The 13,368-nt window shown below is 70.0% G+C and carries 10 protein-coding genes; 4 read left to right on the plus strand and 6 right to left on the minus strand.

Going from position 1 to position 13,368, the window contains the following annotated elements; translation table 11 throughout:
* Positions 1 to 238 precede the first annotated feature (238 nt).
* On the minus strand, positions 239 to 1,984 hold the full coding sequence (locus ACFPQ9_RS27540; protein WP_380858793.1) for an N-acetylmuramoyl-L-alanine amidase: 1,746 nt from the start codon (positions 1,982 to 1,984) through the stop codon (positions 239 to 241).
* A 140-nt stretch (positions 1,985 to 2,124) separates the two neighbouring features.
* On the opposite strand from ACFPQ9_RS27540, the gene ACFPQ9_RS27545 reads away from it, so the two are divergent.
* From ACFPQ9_RS27545 to ACFPQ9_RS27560, 4 genes are all read left to right on the plus strand, one after another.
* Positions 2,125 to 2,880, plus strand: coding sequence for a TIGR03089 family protein (locus ACFPQ9_RS27545; protein ID WP_380858796.1), 756 nt, complete (start codon positions 2,125 to 2,127; stop codon positions 2,878 to 2,880).
* A gap of 359 nt (positions 2,881 to 3,239) precedes the next feature.
* Positions 3,240 to 4,406 carry an LCP family protein gene (locus ACFPQ9_RS27550; RefSeq protein ID WP_465269585.1) on the plus strand — a complete coding sequence of 389 codons (1,167 nt, stop codon included), beginning with the start codon at positions 3,240 to 3,242 and terminating at the stop codon, positions 4,404 to 4,406.
* Between the two features lie 228 nt (positions 4,407 to 4,634).
* On the plus strand, positions 4,635 to 6,377 hold the full coding sequence (locus ACFPQ9_RS27555) for an LCP family protein (RefSeq protein WP_380858802.1): 1,743 nt from the start codon (positions 4,635 to 4,637) through the stop codon (positions 6,375 to 6,377).
* 393 nt (positions 6,378 to 6,770) lie between these two features.
* Positions 6,771 to 8,348, plus strand: a complete 1,578-nt coding sequence (locus tag ACFPQ9_RS27560; RefSeq protein WP_380858805.1) for an LCP family protein — start codon at positions 6,771 to 6,773, stop codon at positions 8,346 to 8,348.
* A 107-nt stretch (positions 8,349 to 8,455) separates the two neighbouring features.
* Here the strand turns inward: ACFPQ9_RS27560 and ACFPQ9_RS27565 are convergent, their stop codons facing one another.
* Genes ACFPQ9_RS27565 through ACFPQ9_RS27585 form a run of 5 tightly spaced genes read right to left on the minus strand, consistent with a single transcriptional unit; the run spans position 8,456 to position 13,186 of the window.
* Positions 8,456 to 8,881 (minus strand): peptidase M23, encoded by a 426-nt coding sequence (locus ACFPQ9_RS27565; RefSeq protein ID WP_380858808.1) that lies wholly within the window; start codon positions 8,879 to 8,881, stop codon positions 8,456 to 8,458.
* Between the two features lie 50 nt (positions 8,882 to 8,931).
* Positions 8,932 to 9,813, minus strand: coding sequence for a hypothetical protein (locus ACFPQ9_RS27570; RefSeq protein WP_380858811.1), 882 nt, complete (start codon positions 9,811 to 9,813; stop codon positions 8,932 to 8,934).
* A 60-nt stretch (positions 9,814 to 9,873) separates the two neighbouring features.
* Entirely contained in the window at positions 9,874 to 11,097 is a 1,224-nt protein-coding gene (locus ACFPQ9_RS27575) for an ABC transporter permease (protein WP_380859466.1), read from the minus strand.
* 41 nt (positions 11,098 to 11,138) lie between these two features.
* A complete protein-coding gene (locus tag ACFPQ9_RS27580) occupies positions 11,139 to 11,840 on the minus strand; it encodes an ABC transporter ATP-binding protein (RefSeq protein WP_380858814.1) in 702 nt (233 codons plus the stop codon).
* Positions 11,837 to 13,186: a peptidoglycan-binding protein gene (locus tag ACFPQ9_RS27585; RefSeq protein ID WP_380858817.1), complete on the minus strand. Its 1,350-nt coding sequence runs from the start codon at positions 13,184 to 13,186 to the stop codon at positions 11,837 to 11,839. The genes ACFPQ9_RS27580 and ACFPQ9_RS27585 overlap by 4 nt, the downstream gene beginning before the upstream one ends.
* Between the last annotated feature and the right edge of the window lie 182 nt (positions 13,187 to 13,368).

The raw sequence follows: 13,368 nt of genomic DNA on the forward strand, positions 1-13,368 counted from the left end.
GTCGTCTCTGCTTCCTGCCGGGACCGGCCGAACTCTCTTTCGGCCGGCCAGTGTATGCAGACCGTTGTGCGGCGCCCTCGACGGCAGTGCGGTATGACGACACATCCCGCCTCTCCTCCCCCGACGGCGGTGAATGTGCTCCCGCCCCAGTCCCCGTGCTCCCAGGGCTCCCGGGGATCTCCCAGGCTCCCCCGTGCTCCCGTGTTTTCCCGTACTTCCCCGTGAAGTGCCCCCCGCCTCAGCGACCCTGGAGACGGGCCGCGAAGGCGCGGGCCGAGCTGAGCTTGAGGTAGAGCAGCCGGCCGGGGCACTCCGTGGAGAAGCCGTCCCGGTGGCCGGAGATCACATTCAGTCGTACGTTCCTGCCCTTTCGGTACAGATTGCCACCCCCGGACGTCAGGTATGTCTTTCCGCGCGGATTGGCACCGTAGAGCCCCAGTTTCCATGCGGTGAGTCGGGCGATGGCGTTCACGGTGGCCACGGTCGGCTTCGTCGAGCCGTAGCTGCCGAGGACGGCGATCCCCATGCTGTTGCTGTTGAAACCGCGGGTGTGCGCCCCCAGGACCGGCCTCGCCGCGCCCCCGGCGCGGCCCTCGTAGATGTTTCCGCACTTGTCGACGAGGAAGTTGTAGCCGATGTCGCGCCAGCCCATGCTCAGGACGTGGTAGCGGTAGATACCGCGAATGAGCGAGGGAGCCTGGGTGCACCAGTACTTGCCGCCGGACGCGGTGTGGTGCACCCAGGCCGCCTTCACCTTCTTGGTGTAGGCGAACTGCCGCTCCCGCCATGCCTCGTTGGCTCCCCAGCCACGTCGGGTGACGATGCGCGGACGCGGGCCGACGTAGGGCTTCGCCCGCTGCTCCTGGGTGAGCTCGCTGCCGCGCAGCGCCAGCATCTCCCGCTCGGTCTCGGCGCGTCCGAGCGCGGGGATCTCGGTGGCGCCCAGGGGCGCGAGTTCGGCGTTGGCGGCGGATGCGGCGAGGGCCTCGGCGCCGCCGAGGGTCTCGGGGTTCAGTGAGCCGGGACGGCGTCCGGCCTCCCCCTGCGTCGGGGCGGGGTCGCCCGGGTCGACGAGTTCGAGGTGGAGGCCGGCGGGCAGCGGCGTGACGGCCGCCGTGGGGTCGACCGCCGCGTCGTCACCGTCCTGGTCACGCGCTTCGGCCTTCGGCTTCGGCTTCGGCTCCGGCTCCGGCCCAGCGGCTTCGGACTTGGGCTTGAGCGTGACGGCCTCGGACTTCGGCTTGGGCTTCGTCGCGTCAGGCTTGGGCTTCGCCACGTCAGGCTTGGGCTTCGCCACGTCAGGCTTGGGCTTCGCCGGGTCAGGCTTGAGCTTCGGCGCGCCGGCCTCCGACTTCGGCTTGGTCTCCCCCTGCTTCGGCTTGGTATCCGTCACCCCCGGCTTCGGCCGCGGCCTCGCCGCCTCGGACTTCGGCTTGGGCGTGGCCGCCGCCGGCATGGGCCCCGCGCCCTCCGGTGTCACCCGCACCTGGACGCCGTCCGAGTCGCCGACCCACAGGGGGGCCGTCGCCCCGCGCACCCCGCCCGAGGCGCTCTCGGCGGTGTCCGGGTCGGCCGCGTGTTCGGCGTTGTGGGTCTCGACGTCCTGCCAGCCGGACCAGGTGCCGGTCGCGACCGCACGGGTGCGGACCTGGACGCGGCCGTGCAGTTCGGTGGCCGGGTCGTCCCAGACGACGCCGACCAGCGAGAAGCGACGTACGTCCCGCCGAGTCAGCCCCTGTGCGGTGGGGGCGTCGGTGGAACGGTCGCGGGTGAGGGGGACGAGGGGCAGCGACTGGGTGCTGCCGGGGACGTGGGGCCCGGCGTCGGCACGCCGCGCCGCCGATCCGAGGGCCACCGTCGCCCCGCTCTTGGCGGCTTCCGCTCCGAGCGCCGGGCGCACGGACGCCGCGGCGGGTGGAGTGAGCGGGAGAGCGAGGGCGGCCGCGCACGTGACACCGATCGAGGAAGCAAGGAATCCACGCATGCTCCCGATGTTGGGTATAGCCAGACAAAGCTGTCCATTGGGGAACTGACGGCACGTCGATCCCCGGCTCCGCCGAACCGGTGGTGGCCGGACGGCCCGCAGGGGGGTGCGCGACCACGGCGGCGCGTACCCTTGCGCGGGTGAATGCCACCGATCGCACCCCCGCCGACCTGCTGCGTTCCGCGCTCGCCGCGGATCCCGGACGCCCCCTGGTGACCTTCTACGACGATGCCACCGGGGAACGCGTGGAATTGTCCGTGGCCACCTTCGCCAATTGGGTGGCCAAGACCGCGAATCTGCTTCAGGGCGACCTCGGCGCCGGGCCGGGCGACCGGGTGACGCTGTTGCTGCCCACGCACTGGCAGACGGCGGTGTGGCTGCTGGCGTGTTCGTCGGTGGGCACGATCGCGGACGTGGGCGGGGACCCGGCGACGGCCGACGTGGTGGTGAGCGGGCCGGACGGTCTGGAGGCCGCGCGGGCGTGCCGCGGTGAGCGGGTCGCGCTGGCGCTGCGGCCGCTCGGGGGCCGCTTCCCGCAACCGCCGGCGGGCTTCGCCGACTACGCGGTCGAGGTGCCGAGCCAGGGTGACCGTTTCGCGCCGTATGTCCCCGTCGATCCCGAGGACCCGGCACTGATCGTGGCGAGCCGGGAGTTCAGCGCCGCGGAACTGGTCGAGCGCGCCCGCGCGGAGGCGCCGGCCCTGGGGCTCACGGGTCCGGGCTCACGGATCCTGTCGGCTCTGCCGTACGACACCTGGGAGGGCCTGAACGCCGGTCTGTACGCGGCACTGGCGACCGGCGGCTCCGTGGTCCTGTGCCGGCACCTCGACTCGCTGAGCGAGGAGTCCCTGGCCAAGCGGATCGAGGCGGAGCGGGTGACGGCGACGGCGAGGTAGCTCCGGGCACCGCCCCCGGCGCAGGCGCGCGGCTCCGGCACCGGGCTCCGGCACCCGGCGTTCAGCACCGGCACCCGGCGTCAGCGTGGGCCTTCCTGGGGGCTGCCGCCCCCAGACCCCCGCTTCGGCCCTGAACGGGCCTCGTCCTCAAACGCCGGACTGGCTGAGATATCGCGACCGGCACCGAGACGAGAACGCGCCAGAGCACACCACAGCCCGTCCCGGACACCCCGGCCCGAGCGCCGCAGGCACCCTCACCCGTTCGGCCCACCACCACCCACCCCCCACCCCCCATCCGCGCCATGGTCGTAACAGCAGCCCACACCACACGCTGTACGCAATGAGGGGTGGACACCGCCGTGACCGACACCGCAGATGCGCACCGGGGGGCGTCGGCCAGCAGGAAGGGGCCTGTGCGGCGCTGGGTCCGGCGAGGGGCGATCGGGGTCGGGCTCGTGGTGGTCGTCGCGGGGGGCGTCGCCTGGGGCGTGTACGCCAAGCTCGACTCCAACATCACCCCGGACGAGGCGGCCGCCGCGGAGCTCGCGAGGTACGAGAAGGAGCGCCCCACCTCGTTGGTGCGCGGCGCCCAGAACATCCTGGTGATCGGCTCCGACTCCCGGGCCGGCTCCGGCAACCGCCGCTACGGCAAGGACTCCGGCACCGAGCGCTCCGACACCACGATCCTGCTGCACCTCTCCTCCGGCCGCCGCAGCGCCACCGCCGTCTCGATACCCCGCGACCTCATGGTCGACGTCCCCGGCTGCCGCCGCGCCGACGGCCGCCGCAGCGAGCCGATGTTCGCGATGTTCAACTACGCCTTCCAGGTGGGCGGTTCGGCCTGCACCGTGCGCACCGTGGAACGGCTGACGAACATCCGCATGGACCACCACATGGTGATCGACTTCCACGGCTTCAAGGAGATGGTCGACGCCCTCGACGGCGTCGAGATCTGCCTCGAGAAAGCCATCAACGACAAGGCCGCCAAGCTCAGGCTCCCGGCCGGCAAGGTGACGCTCAACGGCGAGCAGGCCCTCGGCTACGTCCGGGCCCGCAAGTCCCTCGGCAACGGCAGCGACACCGACCGCATGGACCGCCAGCAGCGTTTCCTCGCCGCACTCGTGCACAAGGCGCAGAGCAACGACGTCCTGCTGAACCCGGTCCGGCTCTATCCGGTCCTGGACGCCGCCACGTCGTCCCTGACCACGGACCCGGCACTGGCCAGCTTGCGTGGTTTGTACGAACTTGCGCGAGGAGTACGCGACATCCCCACCGAACGCGTGCAATTCCTGACGGTTCCGAGGGAGTCGTACGTCTACAACTCCAATCGCGACCAACTGGTGGAGCCCGAGGCGGAGCGGCTGTTTCAGCGGCTGCGCACCGACACTCCGATAGAAGTCACTGATTCGTCCGGAATGCACCCAGGGCCGTCGCGCCGACTCGCCCACCCGGACGAACCCCCCGGGCCCACTTCCCCGGCACCCACCTTCCGCGGCAGTACGGCCGCCGAGAACCCCTGCGGGTAAAGCGCTGACCAAGTCGGCGAACCCCACTTCAAAGAAATGGGGCGGATTGCCCAGTTGTAGGGACGTGGAATTTGTCACCGCCGTCGCTCCACGCTGAACTGGACGGATAGTGTGAGCGATCCGGTGCTCCCTGCCGTAGTTAGGCTTGCGCACTGTTTGACCGAGAGAGACCCGAGCGCCTTGGAGGGGAAAGGCGCCGCGTGGCCCCGACGGAGGATTCAGACAACCGTGGACGCGCAAGGCCGTGGGCGGGCGGATGACATTGATCCCGCAGACCAGTGGGTGCTCAATCCGAACACCGGTGAATACGAACTGCGACTGAATGCTTCCAGAGCGCAGTCATCGGTTCCGGGACAGCGCAGAGCCGCGGACCGCGGCTCCCGTGAGGCGGTGCGCAACAGAAGCACCGCACCGGGCCGTCGGGCACCCGAGGCCCCTGGTCGCGAGGTCCCGCCGCAGCGTCGGCGCCGTACCGCCCCGGAGGAGCCCCTCCCGGGGCGGCGGGGGCGGCGGCCGGCGAAGAAGAAGTCGAAGGCCAAGAAGGCCGTGATGTGGACGGGCGGCACCATGGCCTTCGTCCTCGTCGCGGCCGGCACGGCCGGCTATCTCTACCTCAAGCACCTCGAGAACAACGTCACGACGACGGATGTCGGCGACGCGGGCAAGGACGGCTTCAGCAAGGACGAGGCCTTCAACATCCTGGTCATCGGCACCGACAAGCGCACCGGTGCGGGCAATGAGGGCTACGGCGACAAGGGCAGCGTGGGCCACGCCGACACCACGATCCTGCTGCATGTCTCCAAGGACCGCACGAACGCCACCGCGCTCAGCATCCCCCGGGACCTGATCGTCGACATCCCCGACTGCCCGACCATTCAGGAGGACGGCAGCGAGAAGGTCATCCCGGGGCTGCAGGACGTCCGCTTCAACCGCAGCCTCGGCGAGAGCGGCCGGAACGCGGGCTGCACCATGCGCACGGTGAAGGAGGCCACCGGCATCCAGCCGGACCACTTCATGATGGCGGACTTCAACGCGGTGAAGACGCTGACCACCGCGGTGGACGGAGTCACGGTCTGCGTGGAGCACGCCGTCGACGACAAGGAGTCGAAGCTGAAGTTGCCCGCGGGCGAGTCCAAGGTCGAGGGTGAGAAGGCGCTGGCGTTCCTCCGCACCCGGCACAGCTTCGGCAACCAGGGCGACCTCGACCGTATCAAGGTGCAGCAGCAGTTCCTGGGCTCGCTCATGCGCAAGATGTCCTCCGGCGACACCCTGACCAATCCCTCGAAGCTGCTGAGCCTCGCCGAGGCCGCCACCAAGGCGCTGACCGTGGACACCGGCATCGGCAAGGTCAGCACGCTCAAGGACGTGGCCCTGGAGCTGAAGAAGGTACCGACGAAGAACATCACGTTCCTGACGGTGCCGGTGCGCGACAACCCGACCGAGAAGGTCAAGGCGACCGTGGTCGTCGACGAGTCGAGCGCACCCCAGGTCTTCCAGATGATCAAGAGCGACACCTCCTTCACCGAGGTGAAGAAGAAGGAGGCGAAGGAGAAGGCCGCGGTCGCCGCCCGTCTCAAGGGAGAGAAGGCCGACCCCTCACAGGTGCGGGTGCAGGTCCTCAACGGCGGCGCCCCGGGCGGCAGCGCGCAGGCACAGCTGACCTACCTGCAGACGGAGGCGGGGGTCACCAAGTCCGAGAACGCGGGCAACGCGGGCACCACGCAGGCCAGGACGACGCTCGAGTACGCGCCCGATCAGGCGGACCAGGCCCGCAGGCTGGCCGACATCATGGGCCTGAGCGGGTCCGCGATGAAGCCGGGCAAGAGCGTCACCAATTCCCAGGGACTGCCGACGATGACACTCACCCTGGGAGAGGACTTCAAGGGCGCGGGCGTGAAGCTGAACTCTTCGTCGGCGGCCACCCCGAATGTGGAGAAGTCCACCGCCGACAAGGCCCAGTGCGCCAGCTGACTCCTCAACGGGCCCGTGTCACAGCCGTCTTGAGCTGACGCGGGCCCGTTCCGGCACGGAATCTCCGGCACGGAATCTGCGGCGGGGAACGCAACCGTGCCGGACATTCGTTGGTCTGACACACGACACAGGTGTGTCAGGCGGCGTTGGTCTGACACACCGCGCGGCCGTGCCGAGTGTGGATTTTGCCGACACGTGGCCAACCTGGCTCGGATCCACGGTGGTCTGAGAGGTTGCGAACCGGTGTCGGACAGAGTGACCTGACATGGTTCGCTCCGCACCGGACAGGGAGGTCCGGCGCGGAAGCAATGGCGTGTCGGGCCAAGGGTGGGGAAGGGCAGAGAGTTGGCGCAGAGCAGTGTGCGTGGGGAGGCCCCCACTGTGGAGGACACCATGTCCCTCACCCCGCAGGCCGACCAGGACACGCCGGCCGACCAGGGGGGCCGGCACGGCGGTGGGGGACGCAGGGAGAGCCAGGGAACCGACCGCAGACGCCGCAGACGGCGGGTGCTGCGCTGGTCGGCGACGACTCTGGCGGTGGTGATACTGGGCACGGCGGGTGCCGGTTACCTCTACTACCAGCACCTGAACGGCAACATCGAAGAAGACCACCTGAATCTGGGCGACAACAAGGTCGCCGAACCGACGCCGAACGCCGCCGGCCAGACCCCTCTCAACATCCTGCTCATCGGCTCCGATGCCCGGGACACCGCCGAGAACCAGAAACTCGGCGGCGCCAAGGAGACGTTCGGTTCCACACCGCTGGCGGACGTGCAGATGCTGCTGCACCTGTCGGCCGACCGAAGCAACATGTCGGTCATCAGCATGCCCCGTGACACCCTCGTGCAGATCCCGAAGTGCACTGACCCGGACGACGGCAAGGTGTACCCGGCGAGCAACGGCCGGGTGATGACGAACCAGAGCCTCGGCCATGGCGGCCCCGGCTGCTCGGTGGCCACCTGGCAGGAGCTCACCGGCATCCACATCGACCACTTCATGATGGTCGACTTCGCCGGTGTGGTGTCGATGGCCGACGCCATCGGCGGTGTCCCCGTGTGTGTGGACGCCAACATCTACTCACGTGACAGCGAGGGACACGGCTCCGGTCTGAAGCTGGAGGAGGGCACGCACCCGGTGAAGGGCGAGCAGGCGCTTCAGTGGCTGCGCACCCGCTACGGCTTCGAGGACGGCAGCGACCTCGCCCGGGCCAAGGCCCAGCACATGTACATGAACTCGATGGTCCGGGAGCTGCGCGAGAACGCCACTCTGAGCAGTCCGAACAAGCTCCGCAGGCTCGTCGAGCAGGCCACCAGGGCCCTCACCGTCGATCCGGGTCTCGACACCGTCAAGAAGCTCTACGACCTCAGCGGCGAGCTGCGGAAGGTGGAGCCCAAGCGGATCACCATGACCACGATGCCGAACCGGTACGTGGGCGCGCGGGTGGAGCCCACGGAGGACGCCGAACAGCTCTTCCGGCTGGTGCGTGACGACATCGCCCTGGACGGCAGGGACGCGAAGAAGAAGACCGAGGAGAAGAGCTCCGACGACCCTGCGGCCGCTGACGGCGAGATCGCGGTCCAGGTCCAGAACGGCTCACGTACCGACACGCTGGCCGCTGTCAGCGGGCGAGCGAGAACGGTGGCCGGGATGCTCGTGGAGAAGGGGTTCACCAGGGCGATCGCCGACACGTCCGAGTCCCCGAGTGAGGACCGTACGGTCGTCCGGTACCCGAGCGCCGAGTTGGAGGGCGACGCCCAGCGGGTCGCCAAGTCACTGGGCATTCCGCTGAGCTCGGTGAAGAAGTCGACGAACGTCTCCGGTGTCACGCTCGTCGTGGGAGCGGACTGGCGCGAGGGCACCGCTTACAAGGCGCCCAAGGAGGACGACAAGACTCCGGAAACGGCCGAGGCGCTCAACGGCGCGAACGAGGACGCCTGCATGCACGTCAACCCGAACTTCTCCTGGTCCTAGGCGTCCTCACCGCCGGCCCTCCGGAGTCGCAGGGCCGGCGGCGGGCTCGCCACGGTCAGTTGATCACTGTGTTGCGACGGCCGCACTCACTGCGGCCGTCACCGGGCTCAGCGCCAGCGGAAGGACGCGTTGTTGTTGTAGGTGTTGGAGAGGTTGCCCTTGTCGCGCGGCGGGGCGACGTCGGAGGCGCCCGCGTAGTTCGAGTTGAAGTAGGAGACGCCGGTCTTGCTGTCGTGGCTGTTGGCGTAGGACGCGGCGTTGTTCTTCACGAGCTGGCCGACGCCGTTCGTGCCCTGACCACCGTTGGTGAAGTGCCAGGGGCTGCTGCCGCCCCAGTTCGCGATGTTCTCGTAGGTGGCGGTCCAGCCGCCCTTCTGGTTGGAGTTGTACCAGAGGCAGTAGTCGACATCTATGACACCGCCGCACAGGTCGTCGGGGATGCTGTCGGCCTGGGCGGGCGCCGCGGTGGCCAGCATGCCGAGGGTACCGGCGGCGGCCAGGGCGACGGCGAGGGCGGAGGTACGGATACGCATGGAACGTAGGTCCCTTCTGCTGTGTGTAGGGGGTGTGGACGGACAGCGGTTCACCGGGACTCGCCCAGTTCGTCGGCGGCACGCTTGAGCTGTTCGGTCTTGTGCCGCTTGATCTCGGCGTACGCCTCGGCGTTCTGCTCGATCTGCGACCGCTGCCACTCGGACTCGACGTCGAACCAGGTACGGACGAGTCCGGTCTTCTTCTTGCATTCGACGTCCGCTCGGGCCGTCGAAATCTCGGCGGGGCTCGTCTTCTCGGCCCCGAATGCCGGGTCGTCGATCGCGTCCATGGGCGAGTCGTAGCGATAGCCCTTGGCCGCCATGCACGAGGACCATGTGCGGAAGACGGCGAGCACGCGTGGGTCCTTCTGACTGCGGGCGTAGCTCTCCAGGTTCAGTTCCCGGGCGGGCTTGTCCGGGCCGAACCGGCCGTCGCCTCCTGCCAGTCGTCGTTTGGCCTCTCCGATGCACCCGCCGTCGGGGTCGAGCGAGCCGTCCGCCTCCGGCTGGCCGGCGAGCGCGATACGGCCGGCCGGGCTCAGCGACTTGGCGGCGCCGTCCCGGTCGGTCCTCGGGGTCGGGAAGTGGTAGCCGTAGGTCTGCGCCGTGTGGGAGTTGGCGATGCCGTAGCGGCGGTCCATGACTCCGATGTCGACGGACGGGGTGTCGTCCGGGCGGTAGTCGAACCCCGCGCGTTGCATGCAACGCTGCGCCAGGCTGCTCATCGCGCGGGTCAGGTAACCGATCTCCGACTCCGAGAAGATATAGCCCTCGATGGGCAGCGCGAGATCCGCCGTGAGGCTGGACGACCTGGGCGCGATCGAGCTGTCCGGCTGCTGTGACGCGGCCGCCGGGTCGCCGTCGCCGGATCCGGAGCAGCCCGCGATGAGCAGAGCACCGGCGAGCAGGGCTGTCACTGTCGTCTTTCGCACGTCTCTTCCTTGGAACGCCATGGGGGGGGCTGGGGGTAGATGGGGGAACCTCGGCGTGCGTCAGCGCCGCAGCGCCTCCGCGGGCTGGATGCGGCTGGCGCGCCATGCGGGGTAGAGCCCCGCCAGCACCCCGGTGAGCAGGCCGACACCCGGGGCGGTGACGACGGTCGCCGGATGGATGACCGGTGTCCATTCACGGAAGACCGCCAGAGCCACCACCGTGACCGTGCCGAGGCTGGTGCCGATCAGCCCTCCGAGCGCTCCCAGCGCGCCCGACTCGGCCAGGAACTGCACGGTGATGTGGCGGCCGCGGGCGCCGAGCGCCCTGCGCAGTCCGATTTCGCCGGTGCGTTCCAGCACCGCGACGAGGGTGGTGTTGGCGATACCGACCGCCCCGATCACCAGGCAGATGCCGGCCAGCAGCATGAAGAGCTGGTTCAGGTCGGAGGTGACGCTGCCGCGCAGGCTCCGGGGATCCGGCGGCGGTACGACCTTGAAGTGCTCCGGGTGCGCGGGGTCGAGTGCGAGCGCCGCCTCCGAGGCGATCTGGCGGGCTGCCCCCAGTTCGGTGGAGATGAGCATCTTCGCTCGCTCACCGCTGTCCGGGCCGCCCCAGACGCGCTCGGCGGCGGTCTGCGGCACCACGACCGACAGCAGCAGGTCCGCCTTGCGCTCGACGTCCTCGACGATGCCGATGACGGTGAACGCGTGGTCGCCCACGAAGACCGCCGGAGCGGTCTCCAACGTGGTGATGCCGAGCCGTGCCGCCAGGCCCGAGCCGATCACGGCCACGTTCTCGCCCTGCCGGTCGTGGTAGGTGTCGAACGTCCGCCCCTGCTCCAGGAGCGGCCCCGCCGCGGCGAAGACACCGGGGGACGCCGCGACCACCTGGGTCCGCTCGCCCGCCTCCCCGGTCCCGGGGGGCGCGGCCGAAACGAGGTCGTCCGGCGGCAGTCGCACCGGCCAGTACACGCCCGCGTCCCGCACCCCGTTGAGCGCTCCGATGCGGCGGTCCGCGTCCGGCGGGAAGGCGTTCTCGAGGAGGTCGGGCTGGTCGCCGCCGGTGTCCTCGACGGTGACCTCGGTGGCGGTCAGCTCATTGAAGCGGGAGTCGACCTGCGACGACGTGGTGGCGGTGAGACCGAGGACCGCGACGAAGGTCCCGACTCCGAGGACGGTGCCGAGTGCGGTGAGCGCGGAACGCGCCGGACGCTGCAGGATGCCGGCGGCGGACTCGGACAGCAGGTCGCGCAGGCTCAGCCGGGACCGGTCGGCCCGGACGATACGGCCCGTATCGCTCTTCGGGCCACCGGGTCTCGGTAGCTTCACGCGGCCATCACCTGCTCACTGAGCAGGCCGTCCCTGATGGCGAGGGTGCGCTGACCGCGGGCGGCGACGTCCGGATCGTGTGTGATCACCACAAGGGTCAGGCCGTTGCGGTGGAGTTCGTCCAGCAGGAGAAGGATCGACTCGGCCGTGGCGGTGTCGAGGTTGCCCGTCGGCTCGTCGCACAGCAGCAGGGAAGGGCGTGCGACGAGCGCGCGGGCGATGGCGACACGCTGCCGTTCGCCTCCCGACAGCCGGGTGGGCAGCGCATCGGTGCGGTGACCGAGGCCGACCCGTTCCAGTGCGTCACGGGCCCGCTCCCTGCGACCGCGGCGCGCACTGGTGTTGTAGACCATGGCAAGCATCACGTTCTCGAGCGCGGAGCGGTGCGGCAGCAGGTGGAAGCTCTGGAAGACGAAGCCGATCCGCCGGCCGCGCAGTCCGGTGCGGTCCGCGTCGCAGAGCGTTCCGGTGTCGATGCCGTCGAGGAGGTAACGGCCCTCGGTGGGCGCGTCGAGCAGGCCCGCGATGTTGAGGAAGGTGGACTTGCCGGACCCGGAGGGGCCGACGATCGTGACGTACTCGCCCTGCCGGATGGTCAGTTCGCACGCCTTCAGCGCCCGCACCGGGGGCGGGCCGGGGTAGGTCAGGGCGACGCCCCGGAATTCGACGACCGGGGGTGTGGCGGTCTGGGTGTTCATCGCGCGACCCCGACGACGACCTTCTCGCCCGGTGCGAGGCGCGCGCCGCCCACCGGGGTGACCTCGGTGTAGCCGTCGCCGGACGTGCCGGGGCGGACCTCGACCCGGCGCCGCTCACCGTCACGTTCCAGGACGGTGACGGTGGTACGGGAGTCGGCACCGGCGGAGATGGCGGACACGGGGACGACGAGCACCTTCTCGCCCGATGTGGCGGCCTCGATGGTCAGGCGCACGTCCTGGCCCGCGAGCCGGGTAGGCAGCGCGGAGTCCGCCTTGACCACGACGACGTATCCCTGGCCGCCGGGGACCGCGCTCGTGTCCTTGTCGTCCTCGGGCGCGGTGGGGACGTCGGCCACGGAGGCGACCGTGCCGGCGACCTCGTCCCCGTACACCTCCGACAGCATCTCCACCTTCTGGCCCGGCCGTACGAGGTCCTTCTCCTGGGCGCCGAGCGATCCCCTGATCACCAGTCGTCCCGCGGACACGGTCGCGAGCTTCTCCCCGGCCTCGCCACCGACCTCGGCGTCCATGGCATCGACGCGGGCCGGGAAGCCGGCGAGGAAGACCACTTCGGAGGCGGGCACCATGGGGCCCGAGACCGCCTCGGCCTCGGTGAGCCGGGTCTTGGCATCGGCCAGGTCCTCGCGGGCGTAGCGGATGTCGTCGGCGTCCCGCTTGTCCGCGTCGACCTCGAGCAGACCGTCGAGCCGGCGCTGCACTTCCTTGACCTGGTCCCGGGCGGCGCTCACGGGATCGTCGCCCTCGCCGTCTCCGGCGCCGGCGACGACGGGCTCATAGCCGAGGGCCGCGTACAGCGCGGCGACGGCTTGCTTGGTGCCGGGGCCGTAGGTGCCGGCTTCGTCGGACCCGGTGGAGTGGCCCAACGTCCCCAGCGCCTTCTGGAGTTGGCGTACGTCGTCACCGTGCGTGCCCGGCTTCAGGTCCCGGTACACCGGGAGTTTCCCGGGCAGGGCGAAGACGGGCCGCCCGGACACCTCCACCAGCACGCGTCCGGCTTTGAAGGTCTGCCCGGATCGCATCATCACCTTGGTGACGACGGGTGCGGCGGAGCCCTCCCCGGCCGCGCCGACAGGGGCGATGTCGACGGTCTGGGAGGCGGAGACCACTCCGCGCGTGACGACGGTGTCCGAAAGCACGCGCCGCTCCACGGGCGCGGTGAGCACGTCCGGGGCCGGCGGGCCGGCCTCCGCCGCGGCCTGGGCCGGCGACTTCACGAAGGTCGAGGTCCACAGCGCGGCGCCCGCAAGGACCACCGCACCTGTCGCCAGGGCGGCCACGGCGCGCTTGCGCCGCGACAGCCCGGAGCTCCCGCTCGGCTCCGACACGATTCCCCCACAAGTTCAGTGTCGGCGTCCCGGGTGGTGGTCAGTCCCGCCCAACCGCCGTCATGTCCGTGCCAGAGATGATCACCCCTTCCGGTGACATGTCAAACCATTTTCCATGGCCAAAGCTTCACGGAGGGTTGTTTTCGGCCACTTAGAGCACTCTTCGGCCATTCGGATTTTCA

Origin of the sequence: Streptomyces coerulescens (genome assembly GCF_042657965.1) — a bacterium.
Classification (GTDB): Bacteria; Actinomycetota; Actinomycetes; order Streptomycetales; family Streptomycetaceae; genus Streptomyces; species Streptomyces coerulescens.